22 protein-coding genes are annotated in these 24112 nt (G+C 74.2%); 16 read left to right on the top strand and 6 right to left on the bottom strand.

From position 1 onward, the window contains the following. From AB0910_RS22700 to AB0910_RS22720, 5 genes are all read left to right on the top strand, one after another. Nucleotides 1–558: a cupin domain-containing protein gene (locus AB0910_RS22700; protein WP_366746444.1), complete on the top strand. Its 558-nt coding sequence runs from the start codon at nt 1–3 to the stop codon at nt 556–558. 143 nt (nt 559–701) lie between these two features. Beyond that, nucleotides 702–1646: a methylenetetrahydrofolate reductase [NAD(P)H] gene (gene metF / locus AB0910_RS22705; RefSeq protein WP_366746445.1), complete on the top strand. Its 945-nt coding sequence runs from the start codon at nt 702–704 to the stop codon at nt 1644–1646. 65 nt (nt 1647–1711) lie between these two features. Continuing rightward, nucleotides 1712–2704 (top strand): aldo/keto reductase, encoded by a 993-nt coding sequence (locus AB0910_RS22710; RefSeq protein WP_366746446.1) that lies wholly within the window; start codon nt 1712–1714, stop codon nt 2702–2704. 256 nt (nt 2705–2960) lie between these two features. Continuing rightward, nucleotides 2961–3164 (top strand): cold-shock protein, encoded by a 204-nt coding sequence (locus AB0910_RS22715; protein ID WP_366746447.1) that lies wholly within the window; start codon nt 2961–2963, stop codon nt 3162–3164. A 244-nt stretch (nt 3165–3408) separates the two neighbouring features. Continuing rightward, entirely contained in the window at nt 3409–4518 is a 1110-nt protein-coding gene (locus AB0910_RS22720) for a hypothetical protein (protein WP_366746448.1), read from the top strand. 82 nt (nt 4519–4600) lie between these two features. Here AB0910_RS22720 and AB0910_RS22725 read toward each other — a convergent pair whose 3' ends face one another. Both AB0910_RS22725 and AB0910_RS22730 read right to left on the bottom strand, forming a co-directional pair. Next, nucleotides 4601–6088 (bottom strand): MFS transporter, encoded by a 1488-nt coding sequence (locus tag AB0910_RS22725; protein WP_366746449.1) that lies wholly within the window; start codon nt 6086–6088, stop codon nt 4601–4603. Nucleotides 6089–6291: 203 nt separating this feature from the next. Then, nucleotides 6292–6936: a histidine phosphatase family protein gene (locus AB0910_RS22730; protein WP_366746450.1), complete on the bottom strand. Its 645-nt coding sequence runs from the start codon at nt 6934–6936 to the stop codon at nt 6292–6294. A gap of 303 nt (nt 6937–7239) precedes the next feature. Between AB0910_RS22730 and rpmG the strand changes: the two genes are divergently transcribed. The 8 genes from rpmG to AB0910_RS22770 all read left to right on the top strand — a co-directional run bounded on the left by rpmG (nt 7240) and on the right by AB0910_RS22770 (nt 16095). Continuing rightward, complete coding sequence (gene rpmG / locus AB0910_RS22735; RefSeq protein WP_366746451.1) at nt 7240–7404, top strand: 50S ribosomal protein L33; 165 nt, start codon at nt 7240–7242, stop codon at nt 7402–7404. A gap of 71 nt (nt 7405–7475) precedes the next feature. Continuing rightward, a complete protein-coding gene (locus tag AB0910_RS22740) occupies nt 7476–7748 on the top strand; it encodes a type B 50S ribosomal protein L31 (protein WP_366746452.1) in 273 nt (90 codons plus the stop codon). A 363-nt stretch (nt 7749–8111) separates the two neighbouring features. Continuing rightward, nucleotides 8112–9560 carry an acyl-CoA synthetase gene (locus AB0910_RS22745; RefSeq protein WP_366746479.1) on the top strand — a complete coding sequence of 483 codons (1449 nt, stop codon included), beginning with the start codon at nt 8112–8114 and terminating at the stop codon, nt 9558–9560. 51 nt (nt 9561–9611) lie between these two features. Continuing rightward, entirely contained in the window at nt 9612–10631 is a 1020-nt protein-coding gene (locus tag AB0910_RS22750) for a DUF2510 domain-containing protein (protein WP_366746453.1), read from the top strand. 85 nt (nt 10632–10716) lie between these two features. Then, nucleotides 10717–11676 (top strand): SDR family NAD(P)-dependent oxidoreductase, encoded by a 960-nt coding sequence (locus AB0910_RS22755; protein WP_366746454.1) that lies wholly within the window; start codon nt 10717–10719, stop codon nt 11674–11676. A 112-nt stretch (nt 11677–11788) separates the two neighbouring features. After that, a complete protein-coding gene (locus AB0910_RS22760; RefSeq protein ID WP_366746455.1) occupies nt 11789–12172 on the top strand; it encodes a VOC family protein in 384 nt (127 codons plus the stop codon). A 198-nt stretch (nt 12173–12370) separates the two neighbouring features. Then, a complete protein-coding gene (locus AB0910_RS22765) occupies nt 12371–13816 on the top strand; it encodes a GH1 family beta-glucosidase (RefSeq protein ID WP_366746456.1) in 1446 nt (481 codons plus the stop codon). 323 nt (nt 13817–14139) lie between these two features. Next, entirely contained in the window at nt 14140–16095 is a 1956-nt protein-coding gene (locus tag AB0910_RS22770) for a S53 family peptidase (RefSeq protein ID WP_366746457.1), read from the top strand. A 129-nt stretch (nt 16096–16224) separates the two neighbouring features. On the opposite strand, the gene AB0910_RS22775 is transcribed toward AB0910_RS22770, so the two are convergent. The 4 genes from AB0910_RS22775 to AB0910_RS22790 form a co-directional block, all read right to left on the bottom strand. After that, entirely contained in the window at nt 16225–16512 is a 288-nt protein-coding gene (locus tag AB0910_RS22775; protein ID WP_366746458.1) for a hypothetical protein, read from the bottom strand. A 22-nt stretch (nt 16513–16534) separates the two neighbouring features. Next, on the bottom strand, nt 16535–17674 hold the full coding sequence (locus AB0910_RS22780) for an inorganic phosphate transporter (protein WP_366746459.1): 1140 nt from the start codon (nt 17672–17674) through the stop codon (nt 16535–16537). 364 nt (nt 17675–18038) lie between these two features. After that, nucleotides 18039–18653, bottom strand: coding sequence for a hypothetical protein (locus tag AB0910_RS22785; protein WP_366746460.1), 615 nt, complete (start codon nt 18651–18653; stop codon nt 18039–18041). 386 nt (nt 18654–19039) lie between these two features. Further along, nucleotides 19040–19768, bottom strand: a complete 729-nt coding sequence (locus AB0910_RS22790; protein ID WP_366746461.1) for a class I SAM-dependent methyltransferase — start codon at nt 19766–19768, stop codon at nt 19040–19042. 458 nt (nt 19769–20226) lie between these two features. Between AB0910_RS22790 and hemC the strand changes: the two genes are divergently transcribed. The 3 genes from hemC (at nt 20227) to AB0910_RS22805 (ending at nt 24057) form a co-directional block, all read left to right on the top strand. Next, nucleotides 20227–21162: a hydroxymethylbilane synthase gene (hemC, locus tag AB0910_RS22795; protein ID WP_366746462.1), complete on the top strand. Its 936-nt coding sequence runs from the start codon at nt 20227–20229 to the stop codon at nt 21160–21162. Nucleotides 21163–21286: 124 nt separating this feature from the next. Beyond that, nucleotides 21287–22726, top strand: coding sequence for a polyprenol phosphomannose-dependent alpha 1,6 mannosyltransferase MptB (gene mptB, locus AB0910_RS22800; RefSeq protein WP_366746463.1), 1440 nt, complete (start codon nt 21287–21289; stop codon nt 22724–22726). Then, nucleotides 22723–24057, top strand: coding sequence for a glycosyltransferase 87 family protein (locus AB0910_RS22805; RefSeq protein WP_366746464.1), 1335 nt, complete (start codon nt 22723–22725; stop codon nt 24055–24057). Before mptB ends, AB0910_RS22805 begins: the two co-directional genes overlap by 4 nt. The last annotated feature ends 55 nt before the right edge of the window (nt 24058–24112 follow it).

The raw sequence follows: 24112 nt of genomic DNA on the forward strand, positions 1-24112 counted from the left end.
GTGACCGAGCTGACCGTGCCCGCGGAGGACCGCGGCGCCACCCCCGCGGAGGGCCTCGTCGTGCCGCCGGGCGGTGGCAGGACCGTACGCACCGCAGCCCAGGAGGTGACCTACAAGGTCACCGGCGCGCACTCCCGCGTCTCGTCCAGCTTCGAGGTGGTCGTGCCGCCGGGCTTCGACGTCGGAGCCCACCGGCACGCGCACAGCGAGGAGCTGTTCTACGTGCTGGAGGGCGAGCTGGACGTCATGGCCTTCGAACCGCGCGTGCTGACCGGCGACTGGCGGCACTGGGAGTCGGAGTCCGGCCTCACCGCCGTACGGGCGCGGCCCGGCACCGTCATCGTCGTGCCGCCCGGCTGCCCCCACGCCTTCGCCAACCGCGGCGCCGCGCCCGCGAAGATGTTCTTCCAGGCGTCCCCGCCGTCCGACCACGAGCGCTACTTCGACGAGCTGCTCGACATCCTCACGCAGGACGGCCCGCCCGACCCTGCGGCCATCGACGCGCTGCGGGTGCGCTACGACATCGAGCAGCTCACCCCGCTGCGGCACGACGCCTGACCCGCACGCCGCGGCCGCGCCCCACCGGCGCGGCCGCGGGGCCCGGGGACTTACCCGGCGGGGCAGACCGCGGGTCCCGCCCGCCGCTAGGCTGGGGTGATCACGGCGGCGACGCCGTGCCGAGCCCCGAGGAGGGACCCCGCATGGCGGCCACGACCGCAGACCGTCCGCAGCCACGGGCGCAAGGCCTGCGCAGCCTGCTCGCCTCCGGCCGGCCCTCGTTCTCCTTCGAGTTCTTCCCACCGAAGACAGAGGCGGGCGAGCGCACCCTCTGGAAGGCGATCCGCCGCATCGAGCCCCTCGCGCCGTCCTTCGTCTCGGTGACCTACGGCGCCGGCGGCTCCTCCCGCGACCGGACCGTCGAGGTCACCAAGCGCATCGCGGCCGAGACCACGCTGCGCCCCGTCGCCCACCTGACGGCCGTCGGCCACTCCGTGGCCGAACTGCGCCACATCATCGGCCAGTACGCCGACGCCGGCATCCGCGACGTGCTCGCGCTGCGCGGCGACCCGCCGGGCGACCCCAAGGGGGAGTGGGTCGCCCACCCCGAGGGATTCACCCAGGCCCACGAGCTGGTCACCCTGATCAAGGAACTCGGGGACTTCAGCGTCGGCGTCGCCGCCTTCCCCGAGCGCCACCCGCGCTCGGCCGACTGGGACAGCGACATCCGCCACTTCACGGCCAAGTGCCGGGCGGGCGCCGACTACGCCATCACCCAGATGTTCTTCGACGTGGCGGACTACCTCAGGCTGCGCGACCGGCTCGCCGCCGCGGGCTGCGCCACCCCGATCATCCCGGAGATCATGCCCGCCACCGACGTGCGGCAGATCCGCAGGTTCGCCGAGCTCAGCGACGCGCGGTTCCCCGAAGGCCTCGCCCGCCGCCTCGACGCCGCACGCGACGACCCGGCAGAAGGACACCGCATCGGGGTCGAGCACGCCACCGCGATGGCCGAGCGGCTGCTCGCCGAGGGCGCGCCGGGACTGCACTACATCACCCTCAACCGCTCGACGGCGACGCTGGAGATCCATCAGAACCTCGGCATCGGGGACGGCGCCGCGGGGCGGCTCGCCACCCTGCCCCGCTGACCGCGGGCCCGGCACGGCGGCACCCGCCGAAGCCCCCGGCGGGGAGCGCGGCCCGGCCACGTAGCATGCACCTCATGGAACAGCGTGTATTGGGCAGGACGGGCCGCGAGGTGTCCGTGGTCGGACTCGGGACCTGGCAGCTGGGCGCCGACTGGGGCGACGTGGCGGAAGGCGACGCGGCCGCCGTACTCGACGCAGCTGTCGAGTCGGGCGTGACCTTCTTCGACACCGCCGACGTCTACGGCGACGGCCGCAGCGAGCAGCTGATCGGCCGCTACCTCAAGGGCCGCCCGGGCGCCGGCGTGTTCGTCGCGACCAAGATGGGCCGCCGGGCCGAGCAGGTGCCGGAGAACTACGTGCTGCCCCACTTCCTCGCCTGGAACGACCGGTCGCGCGCCAACCTCGGCGTCGACACCCTCGACCTGGTCCAGCTGCACTGCCCGCCCACCGAGGTCTTCGCCTCCGACGAGGTCTTCGACGCCCTCGACACCCTCGTCGAGCAGCAGCGGATCGCCGCGTACGGGGTGAGCGTGGAGACCTGCGCCCAGGCCCTCATCGCGATCGCGCGGCCCGGCGTCGCCAGCGTGCAGATCATCCTCAATCCGTTCAGGCTCAAGCCGCTCGACGAGGTGCTGCCCGCCGCGCGCGCCGCGGGGGTCGGCGTCATCGCGCGCGTCCCCCTCGCCTCCGGCCTGCTGACCGGCAAGTACACCAAGGACACCGTGTTCGCCGCCGACGACCACCGCTCGTTCAACCGGCACGGCGAGGCGTTCGACCAGGGCGAGACGTTCTCCGGGATCGACTACGAGGAGGGGCTCGCCGCCGCCGCCGAGTTCGCCGGGCTCGCGCCCGCCGGCGCCACCCCCGCGCAGACGGCGCTGCGCTGGATCGTGCAGCAGGACGGTGTCACCAGTGTGATCCCCGGCGCCCGCTCGGTGGCCCAGGCCGAGGACAACGCGGCCGCGGCCGCCCTGCCCCCGCTGGGGCCCGAGGCGCTCGACGCCGTGCGCGACCTGTACGACCGCAGGATCCGCGCCTCCGTGCACGGCCGCTGGTAGCGCCCGCTGGGCCACGGGAGTGAACTCCCGGGCGCGGTGTGCGACACGGGGTGCGCCACACGCACCGGCTTCCGTGGCTGCACCGCGCCCGGCGATGTAGCGTCGCCCACAGCTGTCGTGGTTCCGAAGTACCGCTCGCCCGTGACGCTTCGTTACGGGCGTTTCTGCTGTTCAGCGTGGACAGGACCAAGGCGATCACCTCCGGGCTGTCGCGCCCCGCGGCGGCCCTCGCTTCCCGGAACAACGGAGAATCCGCATGGCCAGTGGCACCGTCAAGTGGTTCAACTCGGAAAAGGGTTTCGGCTTCATCGCGCAGGACAGCGGCGGTCCTGACGTCTTCGCGCACTACTCCAACATCGCGATGAACGGCTACCGCGAGCTGATGGAGGGGCAGAAGGTCACCTTCGAGGTGACCCAGGGCAACAAGGGCCCGCAGGCGGAGAACATCCTCCCCTCCTGACCGGCACCGGGTCGGCCCCCCGGCGGACCCCGCGCGACGGACCGGGGCGTGGCCCCGGCGGCACCGGCCGCCGGGGCCACGCCCCGTCGTGCCGGGGGCCCCGCGTCCCCCTTCTGCGCCACTCCGATGGCGGCATATGCCCAGGCGGGCTCTCATGGAGCGAAGAGGGCGCCGTAGCGGCGTCCGGTGACCAACACGGTGTGTGCCCCACCGTTGTTGCTGTTCGGCAAAGGGAGCCGCGCCCATGTCACGAGATCCGCAGACCGTACGACAGGACGATCCGCGTCCCGACGAGGAGGAGACCCAGGAGCCCATACGCACGCTCCTCTGGACAGCGGCCACGATCCGGCCGCTGGACGAGGTCGCCGCGCTGGTGAGCCTGCTGCGCAGGACAGGCGAGGTCCCAAGCCCCGCCGACGAGGCGCTCAAGGCGGCGGCCGTCGCCCGCCCGCTCGACGAGGTGCGGCAGCTGGTCCTCATGCTCAACGAGCCGCCCGAGCAGCTCGAAGAGGCCGACGCCACCCTGCGCGCCGCCGCCGTGGGCCGTCCGATCGAGGACGTCGCCGAACTGGTGAACATCCTCGGCACCGAGGAGGGCCAGGAGGCCCCCGCACCGGCGGCGCAGAAGCCGGCGGCCGTGCGGCCCTCGGCACCCGAACCCGTCAGGGCGGTGGCGCAGGAGAAGCCCGCGCCCGCGCCGCAGGCGCCGGTGGAGACACCCGCCGCCGCGCAGGCTCCGGTCCAGGTGCCGGCCGCCCCCGCTCCGGCAGCGGCCCCGGCCGCGGCGGCGCACCGGCAGGAGGCCGAGCGGTCCGAGCAGGCGGAGCCGCGCACGGACACCTTCCGCTTCGTGCCGCCCACCGTCCAGCGCCACCACGCGGCGCCCGCGCACAGCGCGCCGCGCACCGCGCGGCCGGAGTCCGCGCGCCGGGCGCCCGCGGGCACCGGCGGCCTCCAGGCCCTGCACTCCGTGCTGCGCTGGCCGGCCGGCGCAGCGCTGATCGCCATCGGCCTCGTCCACCTGCCGAAGGACCTCACGGAGCTGCGCTCCGGCGGCTACGCCGACGCGGTCTCCCTGGTCGTCACGGTGCTGTGCCTGTTCGTCGCGGTCTGGCTGATGGTGCAGGACATGGTGTGGACGTGGGCAGCGGGGGCGGTGGCGTCCGCCGCCGTGCTCGTCATCCACTCGATGGTCGGCTTCGGCAGCATCGACCTGCCGGAGAGCAGCCTCGGCGGCTCCTACGCCTGGGCCCGCGCCGTCGCGCTGGTGTGCGCGATCGCGGCGCTCGCGCTGAGCGGTTCCGCGCTGATGCGGCGCAGGGCCGCCGTGGGCGCGAGGGGCGTGCGCTCCTGAGGCGCGCCCGCAGCGTACGCATGTCGGCGCCCCCGGCCAGCAGGCCGGGGGCGCCGACATGCGCGTCGGACGGCCGGGGCGCTCAGGTGGCGGGCGCGCCCGTGCCGCCGCCCCCGGCGCCGCGCGCCGACAGGGGAGTGGCGATGTCCTCCAGCGACTTGCGCTCGGCCGCGACCGCGAGGAACACCGCGACGAGGCCCGCCGCCACCATCAGGGACGCGCCGACGCAGAAGGCCACGACCGCGTCGCCGACGTGCCCGCTGCTGGTCAGCGAGGAGAAGACCAGCGGGCCCGAGATACCGCCGGCCGCGGTGCCGATCGAGTAGAACAGCGCGATCGCCAGCGCGCGCGTCTCCATCGGGAAGACCTCGCTCACCGTGAGGTAGGCGGAGCTGGCGCCCGCGGAGGCGAAGAACAGCACGACGCCCCAGCACACCGTCATCGTCGTGGCGTTGAGCCAGCCCTCGTTGAACACCCAGGCGGTGGCGAAGAGCAGGAGCCCGGAGAGGATGTACGTACCGGAGATCATCTTCCGGCGGCCCACGGTGTCGAACAACTTGCCGAGCAGGAGCGGGCCGAGGAAGTTGCCCACCGCGATCGCGGCGAAGAAGTAGCCCGTCGAGCCGCTGGAGACGTCGAAGAAGTTGACCAGGATCGACCCGAAGCCGAAGGTGATGGCGTTGTAGAGGAACGCCTGCCCGACGAAGAGGGAGAAGCCGAGCACCGCGCGCTTCGGATACCCCGCAAGCAGCGTCTTCGCGATCTTCCAGAGGCTGATCGTGCGGTGCTGCTCCACCGTGATGGAGCCGGTCGCCTCGGGCAGGCGCGTCCCCTTCTCCTCCTCGACCTCGCGCTCCACCCCGGACACCAGGTCCTCGGCCTGCCGCTCGTGGCCGTGGATGAACATCCACCGGGGGCTCTCCGGCACGTGCCTGCGCACCAGCAGGATCACCAGGCCGAGCACGACGCCGAGCGCGAACGTGAGGCGCCAGCCGAGGTCCTTGGGGAAGATGCCGGTGTTGAGCGCCACCACGGAAAGGAGCGCGCCGCCCACCGCGCCGAGCCAGTAGCTGCCGTTGATGATCAGGTCGACGCGGCCGCGGAACTTGCTGGGGATCAGTTCGTCGATGGCCGAGTTGATCGCCGCGTACTCGCCGCCGATGCCGAATCCGGTGAGGAAGCGGAAGAGGAAGAACCACCAGGCGGCGAAGGACAGCGCGGTGGCCGCGGTCGCCGCGAGGTAGACCGCAAGGGTCACCATGAACAGCTTCTTGCGGCCGAACCTGTCGGTGGCCCAGCCGAACACCAGCGCACCCGCGCACGCCCCCGCCACATAGAGCGCCGCGCCGACCCCGGTGACCTGGCTGTCCGTGATGGGCAGGCCGCTGCCGCTCTCGGAGAGGCGGCTCGCGATGTTGCCGACGACGGTCACCTCGAGGCCGTCGAGGATCCACACCGTGCCGAGGCCGATCACGATCATCCAGTGCCACCGGGACCAGGGCAGCCGGTCCAGTCTCGCCGGGACCCTGGTGGTGACCGTTCCGATCTCTGGTTCCGCGGTGTGACTCATGGACCCCAACTCCTGCCCGGCGGCGCCTGTTGTTGTGCGTCGGAGCCGGTGCGCGGGGTGCGCGCCGGTGACGGTTGGCTGCGGTTACCCGATGATCAAAGTGGATAAACCGCCGGAACGCGCGCCTTGTTGGGGCGCGTCGCGGTGTGCGCGACGCGGTGCGGGGCCGATCGGGTGACGCGGCGCGGGGCCGCGGGCCGGGGTCAGGCGTCCGAGGCCTCCCGGGCGCGCAGCTCGGCGCGCAGTACGCTCTTGGGGATCTGGAGGTTCCAGGCGGTGATCACCGGCCTGTCGTGCTCGCTGCCGAGCCGTGAGACCGTGCCGGTCTCCAGCTTGAACAGGCGCCCGTCGGCGGGCGCGAGACCCAGGTGACGCGCGGTCAGCACCCGTAGGAAGTGCCCGTGCGACACCAGGACCACGTCGTCGTCCGTCTCCGCCTGGGCCTTGCGCACCTGGGCGAGCACCCGGTCGGCGCGCGCGCCGACCTGCTCGGGGCTCTCGCCGGGGTGGGCCGCGTCACCGGGGACCACCCCGTCCGTCCACAGGTACCAGTCGGGCCGCTCGCGGTGGATCTCGTCGGTCGTGACGCCCTCGTACCCGCCGTAGTCCCACTCGTGCAGGTCCGTCGTCACCCGGTAGTCGGTGAGACCGGCCAGCTGCGCCGTGCGCTCCGTACGCCCCAGGGGACTCACCAGCACCAGGCCCACCGCCCGGTCGGCGAGCAGCGGCGCCACGGCACGGGCCTGGTCCTCGCCGCGCGCCGTCAGGGGGATGTCGGTGTTCCCGGTGTGCTGTCCGGACAGGGTCCACTCGGTCTCCCCGTGCCGTACCAGGATCAACTCACCCATGGGTCGTGCCACCCGCTTCCGCTCTCGTCTTCCCGTGACCGGGCCGTTTCCGGGAGCGACAACCCGGCGGGCCGCCGCGGCATTCCGGTCCGCCGCGGGCCGCCCGCCTCACGGGCAGGGGCCCGCCGCGCCCTCCCAGTGTCCCCCGCCCCGGAGCGCGGCACAGGGCGGGAATGTCCCGCGCAGGGGCCGCGTTACACCGGGCGACACCACTTGGTGAACATGACATCCATACCGGACCGGCTCGCGGGTCACACCGCGGCAGGCTCCGGCAAGGACCCGCACAGGCCGTCTGGAGCACGCATGGCACGCAGCGAGACACGCCCCGTCATCACCCTCAGGTCCACCGCGGGGACCGGCCACACCTACGTGACGCGCAAGAACCGCAGGAACCACCCCGACCGCCTCGAACTGCGGAAGTTCGACCCCGCGGCCGGAGCGCACGTGCTGTACCGCGAGTCGCGCTGACCCGCGGGGGTACCCGCTCACATCCGGCCGCGGCACCGCACCCGTCCGCACACCGATGGAAGGAACACGCCATGAAGTCCGGCATCCACCCCGAGACCCGTCCGGTCGTCTTCCGGGACACCGCCACGGGCGACGCCTTCCTCACCCACTCGACGCTCGACTCCGACCAGCGCATCGAGTGGGAGGACGGCGCCACCTACCCGCTCATCGACGTGGAGATCTCCTCGGCGAGCCACCCCTTCTACACCGGCAAGGGCCGGGTCGTGGACACGGAGGGCCGCGTGGAGCGGTTCGAGCGCAAGTACGGCTCGTACCGGGGGAGCGGCCGCGGCGAGAACGCCTGAGCCCGCCGGGCCCCCGGGCCTCGCCCGCCCGTGGCACGGCTCACAGCCGCCGCGGCGCGGGCGGCGGAACACGCCCGAGTGGTTGAGCGTTCACCTGTACGTGGATACGGAGGGGACAGTGTCCCCGGGCCTCACCCTCCGCCCATGGGGAAGATCGTCCGGCTGAAGCCCCATGGTGCCTTTCGCCGCGAGGCGACCGCCTTCCGTAACCACCCCCGATCGGCCCCGGCCGGCCACCCCCGAACCAGCCGGGGCTTCCCCGTGCCCGCACGGACACGGCGCCCCGCGCCGCACCGCCGCGCCCGGTGAGGCGGGCGTATGCCGGGCATACTGCCCGTCATGACGCAGCCGACCGGTCCCCGTGTGTCCCCCCTCTTCCCCGCGCTCGCCGCGCCCGACGGGCGTCCTGCCCTCCGCTTCGGCGAGCGCACGATCGGGTACGCGGAACTCGCCGCGACGGCGACCGCCCTCGCGGCGCGCATCGACGGCGCCCGGCGCATCGCCGTCTGGGCCACCCCGAGCGCGGACACGGCGCTCGGCGTCGTCGCCGCCCTGCTGGCCGGCGTGCCCGCCGTGCCGCTCAACCCCAAGGCGGGGGAGCGGGAACTGGCCCATGTGATCGGGGACAGCGAACCCGAACTCGTCGTCGCGGAGCCTGACGCCACCCTGCCGGCGGCGCTCGACGGCGTCGAGCGCGCCGAGGTCCCCGTCGTACCGGAGAGCGGCGGTCCCGCCGCGCCGCTGCCCCGCGAACCCGACCCAGAGAGCCCCGCGCTGATCATCTACACCTCCGGCACCACGGGCCCGCCGAAGGGGGCGATCCTGCCCCGCAGGGCGCTGGCCGCGAACCTGGACGGCCTGGCCGACGCCTGGCAGTGGACGGCGGACGACGTCGTCGTGCACGCGCTGCCCCTCTTCCACGTCCACGGCCTGGTGCTCGGCGTGCTGGGGCCGCTGCGGCGCGGGGGCTCGATGCGCCACCTGGGCCGCTTCGAGACCGCCGCCGTGGCGCGCGAACTGTCGGACGGCGGCACCGTGCTGTTCGGCGTGCCGACGATGTACCACCGGATCGCGCAGGCGCTGCCGGGCGACGCCGCACTCGCCTCCGCGCTCTCCGGCGCCCGGCTGCTGGTGTCGGGGTCCGCGCCCCTCCCGCTGCCGGACCACCGCAGGATCACCGAGGCGACCGGCCGGCACGTCGTCGAGCGGTACGGGATGACCGAGACGCTCATGAACACCAGCGTCCGCGTGGACGGCGAGCCGCGGCCGGGGAGCGTCGGCGTGCCGCTGCCCGGGGTCGAACTGCGGCTCGTGGACGACGAGGGTGTCGTCCTCGAAGCGGACGACGGCGAGACGATCGGGGAGATCCAGGTGCGCGGACAGCACGTGTTCACCGGCTACCTCAACCGCCAGGACGCCACCGAGGCCGCGTTCTCCGCGAGCTGGTTCAGGACCGGGGACATGGCGACCCGCGACGCCGACGGCTGCGTCCGCATCGTCGGCCGCCGCGCCACCGACCTGATCAAGAGCGGCGGCTACAAGATCGGTGCGGGCGAGATCGAGAACGCGCTCCTCGACCACCCTGCGGTCGCCGAGGCCGCGGTCACCGGCGAGCCGGACGAGGACCTCGGCGAGCGGATCGTCGCCTGGGTCGTACCCGCCGACCCGGCGCAACCGCCCGCGGCCGAGGAGCTCTGCGACCATGTGGCGGTCCAGCTCGCCCCGCACAAGCGCCCGCGCGACGTGCGCTTCCTCGACGCGCTGCCGCGCAACGCGATGGGGAAGATCACCAAGCGGGCGCTCGGCCGCTGATTCTCATCCCCCTCTCACCAGCCGGTACGACAAGCTGCATAGAGTGGTCGGGTGACCAACTCGACCCCTCCCGGCTGGTATCCCGACCCGGGTCAGCAGACAGGCGACGGCCCTCCGAGGCACCGGTGGTGGGACGGCTCCGCCTGGACCGACCACCTGCGGCCCGCGGCGCCCGAGGCGTGGAACGCGCCCGGTCAGGCGCCGGGGGCGGCGCCGCGCACCGGCCGCGGGCGCAAGGTCGCCGTCTCGGTCACGGCGGGTGTCGTCGTCCTCGCGCTCGCCGGCGGCTTCTACCTGCTCGGCAAGGACGACTCCGGAAACTCGGCGGCCCCGGCCCCTTCTGCCTCCACCCGGCCGGGCCAGGGCGGCGGCTCCCAGGAGGGCCGGAGCGGTGGCGGCCTCGGCGGACTGCCGGGCCAGGACGGCGGCGGCTCGGGCGGCTCGCAGGACGGGGGAGGTACCGGCGGCAGCTCGGGCGGCGGCTCGCAGGACGGCGGCGGTTCCGGCGGACTCCCGCAGACCGAGAAGGGGTTCGCCACCGACGCGGCGAGCGGCATCGACCTGCCGGTGCCCACCGGGTGGAAGGGCCAGTCGGGCCTGGCGGGCGCGGGGGTGACGACCGGCGAGTACCAGTGCCCGGGCGACACCGCCCAGACCTGCGTGCGCGGCGGCGTGTTCTCCGCCCCGGCTGCTGCTCTGAAGGACACCGCCACCACGGCGAAGGCCGCGGCGCAGCAGGACATCGCCGCCAACGCCAAGCAGTCCTACGGCGACGGCGGCGTCTACGGCAGCATCACCTCGCACCGGCAGCTCAAGTCCCAGGCCGTGAAGGTCGCGGGCAAGGACGGCTACCTGGTGCTGTGGAAGGTCGTCACCAGCAAGGGCGACGACGGCTATGTCGAGTCGCTCGCCTTCCCTTCCCCGGCCGCCGACGGGCAGTTGGTGATGGTGCGCGCGGGCTTCGACGTCAGCGCGAAGGCGCCGTCCCTCAGCGTGCTCGACACCATCGTCAAGGGCATCAAAGCCGCCCCCGGCGGCGCCGGTGGCAGCGGCAGCGGCAAGGGAGTCTGACCGCGGGGAAGACCCGGCGCCCGGCCGGCGGCGCGCCGGGAACCGGTGTTGACTTCGAGTGCTCTCCAATTCGTAGCCTGACCGCATGAACACGCCTCAGCACAGCATCAGGACGGGGTTCGGCGCCGACACCACCGCGGCCGAGGTCCTCCGCGGGACCGATCTCACGGGCAAGCTGGCCATTCTGACCGGCGGTTACTCGGGCATCGGCATCGAGGCGGCCAAGGCGCTCACCGCGGCGGGCGCGCGGGTCGTGATCCCCGCGCGCCGCCCCGACCGGGCCAGGGAGGCGCTCGGGGACCTGCGGGGCACCGAGGTCGAGGAGCTCGACCTCGGCGACCTCGACAGCGTGCGCGCCTTCGCCGAGCGCTTCCTCGCCTCCGGCCGGCCCGTCGACATGATCATCACCAACGCGGGCATCATGGCCTGCCCCGAGACGCGCATCGGACCCGGCTGGGAAGCGCAGTTCGCCACCAACCACCTCGGCCACTTCGCCCTCGTCAACCGCCTCTGGCCCGCGGTGGCACCCGGCGCGCGGGTGGTCGCGCTCTCCTCGGGGGCGCACCGCCGCTCGCCGATCCGCTGGGACGACCTGCACTTCGAGCAGGGCTACGACAAGTGGCTGGCGTACGGGCAGGCCAAGACGGCCAACGTGCTGTTCGCCGTCGAACTCGACCGCCTCGCCAAGGCGTCCGGGGCCCGCGCCTTCGCCGTGCACCCCGGCGGCATCCTCACCCCGCTCCAGCGCCACCTTCCCCAGCAGGAGATGGTGGACTTCGGCTGGATCGACGAGGCGGGCAACCTCATCCACCCCTCCTTCAAGACGCCCGAGCAGGGCGCGGCGACCGAGGTCTGGGCGGCCACCTCGCCGCAGCTCGACGGCGCGGGCGGCGTCTACTGCGAGGACTGCGACATCGCCGAGCTCAACGACGACCCGGAGGGCGGCGGGGTCCGTGGCTACGCGGTCGACCCCGAGCAGGCCGCCCGGCTGTGGCGGCTGTCCGCGGAACTGACCGGCGTCAACGCCTTCGCAGCGGCCTCCTGACGACCCGGCAGCTGCCCAGAGCACGGCGCGCTGACGGGGCGCGCCGTGCCCGCGGCCGCCCCGCGCCGGGGGATACGATCCCCGCCCGTACCCCCCGGGAGGGAGCCGGGCCATGGCACCGCCCCCGTCCCCTCTGCGCATGGCGGGACCCGTACTCAGCACGCCGGAACCTGCGCGCCTCGCCGCCTTCTACGCGGGGCTGCTCGGCCGGCTGACGCTGACCGCGGAGGAGGACTGGGTGAAGCTCGGGCCGCCCGAGGGGGAGGGCAGTCCGGCCTTCCAGCGCGGCCCCGGCTTCGTGCCGCCCGAGTGGCCAGGCGCCACGGGGCGGCCCCGGACGACCGCCCATCTCGACATCGGGACCGACGACCTGGACGCGGGCGCCGCCCGCGCGGTGGAACGCGGCGCGCGCGTCGCCCCGCACCAGCCGGCGGACGACGTCCGGGTGTGCCTCGATCCCGCGGGGCACGTCTTCTGCCTGCCGACGCGCACCTGAGCCGGTCCCCGCAGGCCGCGCGGGGAGGCGTCTCCGGCGCCGCGGCTCCGTGCGCCCGCCCTTGACGCGGTCGGGGACCTGCGGCGAGGCTTGGAGGCACTCTGAGAGCGCTCCCAGCGCCGCTCGGCGCGCTGAGAGCGCTCTCAGCGGCCGATCAGGGCCGGCGCCAGCGAACGACGAACCTCCGGAAGGACCTCCGTGGCCACCTCAGCACCCATCACAGGCCAGGCCCCCGACCCCGCACCGGCGATCACCTTTCCGCCGGGCTTCCTCTGGGGGACGGCCACCGCCTCCTACCAGATCGAGGGCGCCGCGCGGGAGGACGGCAGGACACCGTCCATCTGGGACGTCTACTCCCACACCCCGGGCCGGGTGCTGAACGGCGACACCGGCGACGTCGCCGACGACCACTACCACCGGTGGCGCGAGGACCTCGGCATCCTCGCGGACCTCGGGGTCGGCGCGTACCGCTTCTCCGTCGCCTGGCCGCGCGTCCAGCCGACCGGCAGCGGCCCCGCCAACGCCAAGGGGATCGACTTCTACAGCAGGCTCGTCGACGGCCTGCTCGAACGCGGCATCAAGCCCGTCGCCACGCTCTACCACTGGGACCTCCCGCAGGAGCTTGAGGACGCAGGCGGCTGGCCCGTGCGCGAGACCGCCTACCGCTTCGCGGAGTACGCGGGCATCGTCGCGGACGCGCTCGGCGACCGCGTCCCCACCTGGACCACCCTCAACGAGCCCTGGTGCAGCGCCTTCCTCGGCTACGGCTCAGGCGTGCACGCCCCCGGCAGGACCGACGCCGCAGACTCGCTGCGCGCCGCCCACCACCTCAACCTCGCGCACGGCCTCGCCGTCCGCACGCTGCGCGACCGGCTGCCCGCGGGGGCCGAGGTGTCGGTGACGCTCAACGTGCACCAGGTCAGGCCGGTGAGCGACAGCCCCGAGGACCGCGAAGCGGCCCGCCGCATCGACGGCACGGCCAACCGGGTCTTCACCGGACCGATGCTCGACGGCGCCTACCCACAGGACGTGCGGGACGACACCGCTCACCTGACGGACTGGTCCTTCGTCCAGGAAGGTGACACCGCGCTCATCCACCAGCCGCTGGACTTCGTCGGCGTCAACTACTACTCGCCGACCCTCGTCGCACACGACCCCGAGGGTGCGGGGCACGGCTCCGACGGGCACGGGGCGAGCGAGCACAGCCCCTGGCCTGCGGGTGGCGGTGTGGTGTTCCACCAGGCGCCGGGTCCGCGCACCGCGATGGGCTGGGGCATCGACCCCACCGGCCTCTACGACCTGCTCGTCCGCATCGGGCGTGAGCACCCGGACCTGCCGGTGGTCATCACGGAGAACGGCGCGGCCTTCGACGACAGCGTCGGCGACGACGGCCGCGTGGACGACCCCGAGCGCGTGGCGTACCTGCGCGGCCACCTCAGCGAGGTCCACCGGGCCATCGAGTCGGGCGTCGACGTGCGCGGGTACTTCCTGTGGTCGCTGCTCGACAACTTCGAGTGGGGCTACGGCTACAGCAAGCGCTTCGGCGCGGTGTACGTGGACTACGCGACGCAGCGCCGCATCCCGAAGTCGAGCGCGCACTGGTACGGCAGGCTCGCGCGCACGGGCACACTGCCCCAGGACTGATCCGGTGCGCCGGGCCGCCCCGGGCGGCCCGGCGGAATCCGGGGGGTGTGCCGATTACGCGGCTTGTCTGCCTCGTCCGCCCTCGCGGGCGATGTCCCGGTGCGGCCTTCTTCGTCCCCAAATGGCCTTGGCCGCAAGCCCTCTGAGGCGCCGACGGGGGCGCGGTGCTGACCTGCGGATTGACCTGAACATGCGCTTCCTTTGGGATTCCTTTGGTCTACGCGTGTTCCCCCTGAGAACACTTGATCGCCAGAGTGTGTTCTGCGTGTGGCCGGAACGTCCCAGTAGCGCCACACGCGTTCACTCGCAAAGCAGGGGGTTCCATGAGATCCAGCCGACCGCGCCTGCGCACCGGTGTGGCCGTGGCAGCGACACTGTCCATGGTCACCGGCGCCCTCGCACTCGGCGTCCAGGCGGCCGGGGCCGACACCGGCCCGGCCGGGCGTTCCGTGCTGCACGGCACCAAGCCGCTGTGGGCCACCGCCAAGGCGGACAAGGGCAGCACGGCCGCGTCCAACAAGGTCACCGCGCGCGTGTACCTCGCGGGGCGGGACGCGGCGGGCCTCGCCGCGTACGCGAAGGAGGTCTCCGACCCGTCCTCCGCGCACTACGGCGCGTACCTGAGCGCCGGCCGGGCCAAGGCGCGCTTCGGAGCGACGAAGCAGCAGATATCCGAGGTCACCGCGTGGCTGACCGGTGCAGGCCTCAAGGTCACCGGCACCAACGCCCACTACCTCTCGGTCTCCGGTGACGCGCGCGCCGTGAAGAAGGCGTTCTCCACCACGCTGCACAACTACGCCAAGGGCGGCAGGACCTACCACGCGCCCGACACGACGGCCTCCGTGCCCGCCTCGCTGCACGGCGCGGTCCTCACCGTCACGGGCCTTGACAACGCACCCAAGGCCGCGCAGCACGACGACACGCTGCCGCCGCCGGACGCTGCGTTCCTCAACGCCGGGCCGTTCTCCACGTACTACGGCTCGAACGTCAACAAGAAGCTGCCGAACGCCTACGGTTCGAAGGCGCCCTACACGATCAAGGGCTACACCGGGAAGCAGCTCCGCGCCGCCTACGGCGCGAAGAACTTCACCGGCAAGGGCGTCACGGTCGCCATCACGGACGCCTACGCCTCGCCGACGATCGAGAAGGACGCGGCCACCTACGCCAAGCGCAACGGCGACAAGAAGTACCGGCCCGGCCAGCTCTCGCAGGTGCTGCCCGACGACTTCACCGTCGACGGCAACTGCCCCGACCCGGCGGGCTGGTACGGCGAGGAGTCCCTCGACGTCGAGTCGGTGCACGCGGTCGCCCCCGACGCGGACATCACCTACGTCGGCGGCAAGTCCTGCCTGGACGACGACCTGCTCGACGCGCTGAACAAGGTCGTCGACAGCCACCTCGCCGACATCGTCTCCAACTCGTGGGGCGACATCGAGGCCGACCAGACCCCGGCGTCGCAGGCCGCCTACGACCAGGTGTTCCAGATGGGCGCCGTCGAGGGCATCGGCTTCTACTTCTCCACGGGCGACGACGGCGACTTCAAGGCGGCGACCGGCACCAAGCAGGTCGACACCCCCGCCAACTCGGCCTGGGTCACCGCGGTCGGCGGCACCTCGCTCGCCGTCGGCAAGAACGACACGTACAAGTGGGAGACCGGCTGGGGCACGCTCCAGGCGTCCCTGTCGGCGAACGGCAAGGACTGGGCCGGCTTCCCCGGCGCCTTCACCTCGGGCGCCGGCGGCGGCACCAGCACCACCGTGCCGCAGCCCTTCTACCAGAAGGGCGTCGTGCCCGCCTCGCTCTCCGAGGCGAACGGCACGACCTCCCCGATGCGGGCCATGCCCGACATCTCCGCGGTCGCCGACCCCAACACCGGCTTCCTCATCGGCATGACGCAGACCCAGAAGAACGGCAAGCTGAAGTACAGCGAGTACCGCCTCGGCGGCACCTCGCTCGCCTCGCCGGTCATCGCGGGCGTCCAGGCCCTGGCGCAGCAGGCCCGGCACGGTGTGCCGATCGGCTTCGCCAACCCGGGCATCTACCAGCGGTACGGCACCCCGGCGCTCCACGACGTCACGGACCACCCGCTGGGCGCGGGCCAGGACATCGCGGTCGTCCGCAACGACTACACGGACACGCAGGACCCGACCTCCCCGGTCAAGACGTCGATCCGCACCCTCGGCCACGACAGCTCCCTGTCGGCGACCGTCGGCTACGACGACGTGACCGGCGTGGGCAGCCCCGCGGACTCGTACGTGCAGTCGTACAAGACGCGCTGAGCCGGACCACCACCGCGGCACGGCACACCGGCGACGGCCCCCGCACGGTCCGGGGCGGAGTCATCTCCGCCCCGGACCCGCGGGGGCCGTCGCCCGTCGCGCCCGCGTGCGGGCCGGGGCCCGCGGGCCTCAGTGGAACTGGGGAATGATCAGATACAGGCCGTAGGCCACGGCCGCGAGGCAGGCGAGGAAGCAGAGCCCCGCCACGAACAGCGGCAGCGGCGCAGCCCGTACCGCTCCGGCGCCCTGCGGCCCCGCCGCCTCGTCCCCCGCGCCGTCCCCGGCCCTGAACGGCTCGCCGTCGGGCCCGGGACCCGACAACACCCGCACGCCCAGGGCGAAGACGACCACGACGGCCACGGTCGCGCCGATGCTGACCCCCGCCACCTCGCCGAGCGCACTCCAGTCGATGTCCATTGGCTTCTCCCTTCCCGCCGGTTCAGGCCCCGGCCGCCTGCGCCCGCACGGGCACGGTGTGGTCCTCGTTGACATTGCCCGCCGTCACCGGGTTGCGCCGGGACATGTAGACGATGAAGGCGGACGCCGCGGCGGCCGCAAGGGCGATCACGACCGTGCCCGCCGTCCCGCCGTGCACCACGACGCCCGCGGCCACGGCGCCGACCGCGGCGGCCGCCGGGAGCGTGACACACCACGCCACGGCCATCCGGCCGGCCACGCTCCAGCGAACCTCGGCCAGCCTGCGCCCGAGCCCCGCGCCGAGGATGCCGCCCGAGCACACCTGCGTCGTCGACAGGGCGAAACCGAGGTGCGCCGAGGTGAGGATCACCGTCGTGGACGCCGCCTCTGCGGCGAACCCCTGCGGCGACCTGATCTCGGTGAGGCCCTTGCCCATGGTCCTGATGATCCGCCAGCCGCCGATGTACGTACCGAGGCCGATGGCGAGCCCCGCTGAGGCGATGACCCACACCGGCGGGCCCGCGTCGCGGCCGAGGGCGCCCGCCGAGATCAGGGTGAGCGTGATCACGCCCATGGTCTTCTGCGCGTCGTTGGTGCCGTGGGCGAGGGAGACGAGGGAGGCGGAGGCGATCTGCCCGAGCCTGAACCCGCGGTCCGTCGAGGACGTCCGGCCCCGCCGGGTGATCCGGTAGGCCAGGTACGTCGCGAGCAGCGCGGCCAGCCCGGCGACGACCGGGGAGGCGACAGCGGGAATGATGATCTTCTGGACGACCTGGCCGAAGTGGACGCCGTGGGTGCCCGCGCCCACCCACACCGCGCCGATCAGGCCGCCGAACAGGGCGTGCGAGGAGCTCGACGGCAGGCCGAGCAGCCAGGTCGCGAGATTCCAGACGATGGCGCCGATCAGTCCGGCGAAGATCATGCCGGGCGTGACCAGCCGGTCGTCCACGATGCCACCGGAGATCGTGCGCGCGACCTCCGTGGAGACGAAGGCGCCGACGAGGTTGAGTACTCCGCTGACGAGGACCGCGACCTTGGGGCGCAGCGCCCCGGTCGCGATCGATGTCGCCATGGCGTTGGCGGTGTCGTGGAAGCCGTTGGTGAAGTCGAAGGCCAGGGCCGTGACGATCACCGCTGCCACGAGGAAGGTGATGTGGTCCATTCGACCGATCAAAGCGGCCCGGGAAGTACTCGGGGCAACGTCGGCGTGAAGACACCAGGTGCGTCCCTCCACGGAACGGCGACGCACGGGGCGGCCGGCCCGCGGCCACCCGGGCCCCGGGCGCGGCGGCCTGGGCCGCGGACCTGGGCCGTACGCGCACCCGCCCGCCGGTCACGCCCGCCGGGCCCCGGCGGGGCCAACCCCCGTGCCGGGCAAGGGGACAGGGGCCGGGAGGGCGGGGGAGCGGCCCCGAGCGGGCCGGCCGCCCCCGGGCACCGCACCGGAGTACCGTCCCGCCACCGCGCCGTCAGCGGTCCGGTGGCAGGACGGCACACCGGAGGTCCCGGCGGGGGCACCGCTCCGATCAGGCGCGCTCGCGGTAGAGCCCGCGGCCGGCGCGGTCGGCGCGGGAGGTGGCCACCAGGCGGTCGAGTGTGCTGCGCACCGCGTTGATGTCGCCGGGGCTGCCGTCACGGCCGAGGACCTTCGCCACGTCACGCGCCCTGACCGTGCCCCCCTTGGCGTCCGCGAGGATGTCGAGCACCTGCCGGGTCAGGCCGCTCGCCTGCTCCTTGGCGTCGGCCTTGGCCTCCGCCTTGGGTTCTGCCTTCTTCGCGGGGGCGGGCTTTGCGCCGCGCGCCGGCTTCTTCGCCGCACCGCGCTTCTTGGGCGCGGGCTTCTTCGCGCCGGAGCGGCGCGGCGCGGGCACCGAGGCGGCCGGCTCGGCCGTCGGCTCCTCGACGGCCTCGACGGCGGCGGAAACCGCCTCCTCGACCTTTGTGGACTCCGCGAGCACGTGCGGCACACCGGACAGGGCCGTGAGCGCCGTCAGCGCCGAACGCACCGACTCCAGGCGCTCGGTGACCGCTGCGAGTTCCTTCTCCAGGGACTGCTGGTGTGCCTCGAGACGCGGAAGTTCCGCCTGGAGGAGCGTGGTTGTCGCCTCGACACTGCTCGGAGAGGCGGGTGCGGATGTCATTGGTATCCCTTTCCGTCAGGAGCCACCGGCTGTTGTTCCCGTCGGTGGCCTGTGCCAACAAAGCCTAGGCTCTCCACGGCGCCACGTGGGCGGCAGGTGATCTTTCGGCGGCACACGCATGCACAACGACTCGGGCCCGACACCGGTTCCGGCACCCGGTGAACGCATCGGCCACTACCGTACACACCCTCTCTGACGTGCGTGAACGCGCCCTTCGCCGAACGCTTTTCGGGTCCTTTGCCGGGTGCGGCCCGGCGACCGGGCCGGGGCCGGACCCGTGTGTATGGGCAAAGCGTAGATCGCACACGGCAGTTGACGCGCGCTTTCCCGCGTCTCCCAGGCGGTTTTCCGCTTCCCGCCCGCCGCGCGGTGCGCCGGTGTACGGTTCAGGCCGCGCGGGCCAGCACGGTCACGCACCGGGGAGCGCCGTCGGCCCGTCTGCCGAACGACTCGGCGGCCCGCAGCTCCACCGAGAACCCGCAGCCGGCCAACTCGGCCAGCACGTCGGCCAGCCGGAACGTCCGGTAGTACATGACGAACCGCGGCCGCCACACCGCGTTGCGCACCCGCATCGCCGCGTCGAAGCAGGCCGCCGCCCAGTACGCGGGCGCGGCGGCGCGCGGCGGCGCGGGCAGGGGGAACGCGAACAGCCCGCCGGGCCGCAACGCGGCCCGCACACCGGCGAACACCGCGGGCCGCTCGGCCGGGAGGAAGTGCCCGAACGCACCGAAACTCGTCACGATGTCGAACGCACCGTCGAAGGGGAGTGCGCGCGCGTCCGCCCTGACCCACTCCACCGCGGGCGGGTCCGCCGCGTCGGCGAACCGGGAGGCGGCAAGCGCGAGCATGCCCGCGCTGAAGTCCGCGCCGGTCACCCGCTCCCCGCACACGCGCCGCAGCGCACCCACCCCCGCGCCCGTGCCGCAGCACAGGTCGAGGCCCGAGCGGAACGGCCCGAGCGGACCCACCGCTGCCACCACGGCGTCGAGGAACGCGTCGGGGGTACGGAACGGCGTCGCGTCGAACTTCGGCGCCAGCAGGTCGTAGCCGCGTTCCACGGACGACAGCGCCTGCACAGCCAGCTCGGCGAGGGAGGGCCCGCGGTCGGAGAACATCGCCCCCACCCTAGGCCCCGCCGCCCGGCCGCCGTCCCGACCGGCCAGGCCGCGCGCTGTGTGGACGCCCCGTCCCGCCGGACCGCGTGCTGTGTGTCCCGCCGCGTGGGTCCGGACCGTCCGGTCGCCAGGCCGGACCCGCCCCTGAGGCGGACGGCGGACCGGGCGCGGACGGGCGGACGGCAGGAGCCGCCCGCCCGTATCCACGAGCCCGGCGCGCTCCGGCCACAGCCCGACCACCGACGGACCGCGTCTCGGTGCCCCGCAGGACGCCGTGTGTCGCTCCCCAGGCGCCCCGCCGCGCGTCCGCCGAGCCGTGGCCGTGCCCCGGCCCGTCCCCGTCCGTACGGGCACGCGAAGGCCCGACCGTGCGCCTGGGCGCGGCCGCCGCGGCGCGGTGGGCCGTACGGGCGGCCCCGGCGCCGGTGGGGCGCGGGGAGCGGCTATCGTTGGTCGACATGTCCGCCCCTGAGATCGTCCGCATCGTCTCCCGCGACTCGCCGATGGCCCTGGCCCAGGTGGAGCGCGTACGCGCCGAGCTGAGCGCCGCCCACCCCGGCGTCGCCACCGAGGTCGTCCCGGTGAAGACGACCGGCGACAAGTGGCTCGGAGACCTCGCCAAGGTCGAGGGCAAGGGCGCGTTCACCAAGGAGGTCGACGCGGCGCTCCTCGCGGGCGAGGCCGACCTCGCGGTGCACTGCGTGAAGGACATCCCCGCCGACAGGCCGCTGCCCGCAGGCACCACCTTCGCCGCGTTCCTCAAGCGCGACGACGTGCGCGACGCGCTGATCCACCCCGGCGGCCGCACACTCGACCAGCTGCCGGACGGCACCAGGATCGGCACGTCGTCCGTGCGCAGGGTCGCCCAGCTCGCCGCCTCCCACCCGCACCTGGAGTGTGTCCCGCTGCGCGGCAACGCCAACCGCCGCCTCGACAAGCTCGCGGCGGGCGAGGTCGACGCGCTGCTGCTCGCCGCCGCGGGCCTCGCCAGGATCGGCCGCGAGGACGTCGTCACGGAGGTGCTCTCCACGGACACCATGTGCCCGCCGATCGGCGCAGGCGTGCTCGCCCTCCAGTGCCGGGAGGACGACACCGACCTCATCGACGCGATCAGCGTCCTCGGTGACCCGGACACCCACCGCGAGACCACGGCGGAGCGCATGTTCCTGCACGTGCTCCAGGGGCACTGCAACTCGCCCGTCGCGGGCTTCGCCAGGGCGCACGGCAACGGCGACCTGTCGCTGCGCGCCTGCGTGTTCACCCCGGACGGCAAGACGGTGCTCAACGCCCACGAGTGGGCGGGCCCCCTCGACCCCGCGACGCTCGGCACCTCCGTCGCCGTCAGCCTCCTGCGCCAGGGCGCGCGCGAACTCATCGACGGCATCGCCCACTGACCCCCGGGGCCCCACTGACCCCCGGGGGCCCCGCAGGCCCCCGGGCGGCGCCCGCCAGGTCGGCGCCACCCGGGCGTGGCGCGGCCGTTCCCCCGCGGTCACCCGCGGCTGAGATCGTCCACGGATGCTCGCCCTGAACGTGGACCTCGACCCGGGCCGGTGCCGCATCCTCGGGTTCGCCGGGTCCCTCGCGCTGACGGTGGGCGGCCTCACCGCGGGCGCCCTGCCGACGCACGACACCCTCCCGCACTCCTCGGGCCGTGCCGCCCTCGGCGTCCTGTGCGTGTACTTCGGCCTCGTGCTGCTCGTCGCCGCGTGGTGGTGGCTCGGCACCGCGCTGCGCGGCCCCCGCCCGCCGGCCCCGCGCGACCTGGTGCTCACCCTGTGCGTGTGGGCAGCCCCCCTGGTGTGCGGGCCGCCCCTGTTCAGCAGGGACGTCTACAGCTACCTCGCCCAGGGCGCGATGGTCGACGCGGGCACCGACGTCTACCACCACGGCCCCGACGCCCTCGGCGGGCCGCTCGCCGCCGAGGTGGCGCCCGTGTGGGGCCGCACACCGGCGCCGTACGGCCCGGTCTTCCTCACGCTCGCCGCCCGGCTGGTGCGGCTCACCGGCTCCGACGTGGCCGCGGGCGTCCTCGGCATGCGGGCCGCGGCGCTGCTCGGCCTCGCCCTGCTCGCGGCGCTGCTGCCGCACCTCGCGAGGCGCTGCGGCACCGACCCGGCGGCTGCGCTGTGGTTCGGCGCGCTCAACCCGCTGGTCCTGCTCCACCTCGTCTCCGGCGCCCACAACGACGCCCTGATGCTCGGCCTGCTGTGCGCGGGCCTGGTGGCGGCGCTCGCCGGACGGCCCGTCGCCGGCGTGCTGCTCGTCACCCTCGCCGCGCTCGTCAAGGCCCCGGCCGCGCTCGGCCTGCCCGCCGTCGCCGCGGTGTGGGCCGCCACCCTCAAGGGCCGGGCGCGCACCCTCAGGGCCCTCGCGGCGGCCGCGGTGCTCGCCCTCGCGGCCACGGTGGTCGTCACCGCGCTCGCGGGCACCGGATACGGCTGGCTCGGCAGCCTCGGCACCCCCGTATCGGCCGGCAACTGGTCGCTCACCAGCGGCCTCGGCCGGGTCACCGCCACCGCCCTCGGCGGACTCCCGGGCGACCAGCAGCTCGCCGGGCTCGCCGTCCCGCTGTGGCGCAGGCTCGGGCTCCTCGGCACCGCGGCGCTCGTGCTCGCCGCCTGGCTGCGCCGGGCCCGCCTCGGCGCCGTGCACGCCCTCGCGCTGAGCCTCCTCGCGGTCTTCCTGCTCGGCCCCGCGCTGCGCCCCTGGTACGCGCTGTGGGGCCTCGTCCTGCTGGGGGCAGCGGCGCCCGCCGGCCGGCTGCGCACCGGTGCCGCGGCCTGCGCCTGCGCGCTCGCCTTCACCCTGATGCCCGACGGATTCCCGCCCGGCGGGCTCCAGTTGGCCCTCGCCGTGTGCGGCGGGACCCTCGCGGTCCTGGCCCTGTGGTGGATGTTCCTGCTCGCGCCCGCCGCGCCGCAGGTGGCGGCGTCCCGCGCGCGGACCGCCCTGTGAGCGCCGGGCACCACGGCCCCGCGCGCACGGGCAGCCCGGCACACCCGACCGGTGCGCACGCCGGCGGGCCGGGCGCCGGGGCCCGCACACCCGCGGGGCCCGCCCCGTCCGCCGCTGCCCTGCGGGCCGCCCTCGCCGGCACGCCCGCCCGCCGCGCCGCCACCGCGGGGGCGCTGGTCGCCGCCACCGCCGCCTTCCTCGTGTGGGTGCCGCTGTTCCGGCACTTCTTCGACATCGGCGTCTACTACGGCACCGTCGACGCGTGGCTCCACCACGGCGGCCACATCTACGACTACACCAGGCCCGGCACCCACTACGGCTTCACCTACCCGCCGTTCGCCGCCCTCGCCATGGCGCCCATGGCCCTGGTGCCCTGGCCCGCGGCCGTCGCGATCGGCACCGCGCTGTCCGCCGCCGCCTCCTGTCTGCTGGTGCACTGGCTGCTCGGCGGTGTCGTACGGCGCCAGGCGGGGCCCGCCTGGTTCGCGTACACCGTCATCGGCTGCCTGTTCGCGCTGCTCGAACCCGTCAACGACACCTTCAGCTTCGGCCAGGTCAACCTGGTGCTCGTCGCGCTCGTCTACGCGGACCACCGGCTGCTCGCCACGGGGCGGGGGCGCTGGGCGGGCGTCGGCACCGGCCTCGCCGCCGCCGTGAAGCTCACCCCCGCCCTCTTCATCGGCTACCTGCTCGTCACCGGGCGCCGCCGCCAGGCCGCCACCGCCTCGGCCACCGCGGCCGCCGCGACCCTGCTCGCGGCGGCCGCCGCCCCCGGCGCCTCCCGGGAGTTCTGGACCCGGGCCCTCTTCGACACCGGCCGCGTCGGGCGCCTGTCCTACGTGTCCAACCAGTCGGTGCAGGGCACGCTCGCCCGCCTCGCGCCCACCGCGGACACCCGCACCGCCTGGCTGCTGTGCGCCGCCGCCGTCCTCGCGCTCTGGTGGGTGCGGGCACGGGCCGCGGCCGCGGCGGGCGACGACACCGCGGGCTTCGCCCTCACCGGCCTCGCGGCCTGCCTGGTGTCGCCCGTCACCTGGGTGCACCACCTCGTGTGGGCGCTGCCCGCGCTCGCGGTCCTCCTCGACACCGCCCTGCGACGGCGCTCCCGGGCGTCCCTCGCGCTCTGCGCGGTCCTGCACGTCCTGCTCTCCAGCGACCTGGTGTGGCTGTGGAGCGGCGGAGCCGGGGGCCCTGTGGCCTTCGCGGGGTCCAACGCCTTCGTGTGGGTGGCGCTCGGGCTGCTCGCCGGCCTGCCCGCGGGGACCCGCGCACGCGCCGCGGACGGGTGTCTGTCCGGGGCCCCCTTGTCCGCGGGCGACGCCCCTCGTTAGGGTCGTGGGTCGGCCGGTGGCGCCCCGTGGGGCCCCGGCCCACCGGCACAGGGGG

The sequence above is a fragment of the Streptomyces sp. NPDC047002 genome, assembly GCF_040704505.1.
Taxonomy (GTDB): Bacteria; Actinomycetota; Actinomycetes; order Streptomycetales; family Streptomycetaceae; genus Streptomyces.

Bases quoted from the DNA above. Each gene is read 5' to 3' on its own strand.
- metF (WP_366746445.1), top strand. From the start codon at position 702: ATGGCGGCCACGACCGCAGACCGTCCGCAGCCACGGGCGCAAGGCCTG.
- AB0910_RS22710 (WP_366746446.1), top strand. From the start codon at position 1,712: ATGCACCTCATGGAACAGCGTGTATTGGGCAGGACGGGCCGCGAGGTG.
- AB0910_RS22715 (WP_366746447.1), top strand. From the start codon at position 2,961: ATGGCCAGTGGCACCGTCAAGTGGTTCAACTCGGAAAAGGGTTTCGGC.
- AB0910_RS22720 (WP_366746448.1), top strand. From the start codon at position 3,409: ATGTCACGAGATCCGCAGACCGTACGACAGGACGATCCGCGTCCCGAC.
- AB0910_RS22725 (WP_366746449.1), bottom strand. From the start codon at position 6,088: ATGAGTCACACCGCGGAACCAGAGATCGGAACGGTCACCACCAGGGTC.
- AB0910_RS22730 (WP_366746450.1), bottom strand. From the start codon at position 6,936: ATGGGTGAGTTGATCCTGGTACGGCACGGGGAGACCGAGTGGACCCTG.
- rpmG (WP_366746451.1), top strand. From the start codon at position 7,240: ATGGCACGCAGCGAGACACGCCCCGTCATCACCCTCAGGTCCACCGCG.
- AB0910_RS22740 (WP_366746452.1), top strand. From the start codon at position 7,476: ATGAAGTCCGGCATCCACCCCGAGACCCGTCCGGTCGTCTTCCGGGAC.
- AB0910_RS22755 (WP_366746454.1), top strand. From the start codon at position 10,717: ATGAACACGCCTCAGCACAGCATCAGGACGGGGTTCGGCGCCGACACC.
- AB0910_RS22760 (WP_366746455.1), top strand. From the start codon at position 11,789: ATGGCACCGCCCCCGTCCCCTCTGCGCATGGCGGGACCCGTACTCAGC.
- AB0910_RS22770 (WP_366746457.1), top strand. From the start codon at position 14,140: ATGAGATCCAGCCGACCGCGCCTGCGCACCGGTGTGGCCGTGGCAGCG.
- AB0910_RS22775 (WP_366746458.1), bottom strand. From the start codon at position 16,512: ATGGACATCGACTGGAGTGCGCTCGGCGAGGTGGCGGGGGTCAGCATC.
- AB0910_RS22780 (WP_366746459.1), bottom strand. From the start codon at position 17,674: ATGGACCACATCACCTTCCTCGTGGCAGCGGTGATCGTCACGGCCCTG.
- AB0910_RS22785 (WP_366746460.1), bottom strand. From the start codon at position 18,653: ATGACATCCGCACCCGCCTCTCCGAGCAGTGTCGAGGCGACAACCACG.
- AB0910_RS22790 (WP_366746461.1), bottom strand. From the start codon at position 19,768: ATGTTCTCCGACCGCGGGCCCTCCCTCGCCGAGCTGGCTGTGCAGGCG.
- hemC (WP_366746462.1), top strand. From the start codon at position 20,227: ATGTCCGCCCCTGAGATCGTCCGCATCGTCTCCCGCGACTCGCCGATG.
- mptB (WP_366746463.1), top strand. From the start codon at position 21,287: ATGCTCGCCCTGAACGTGGACCTCGACCCGGGCCGGTGCCGCATCCTC.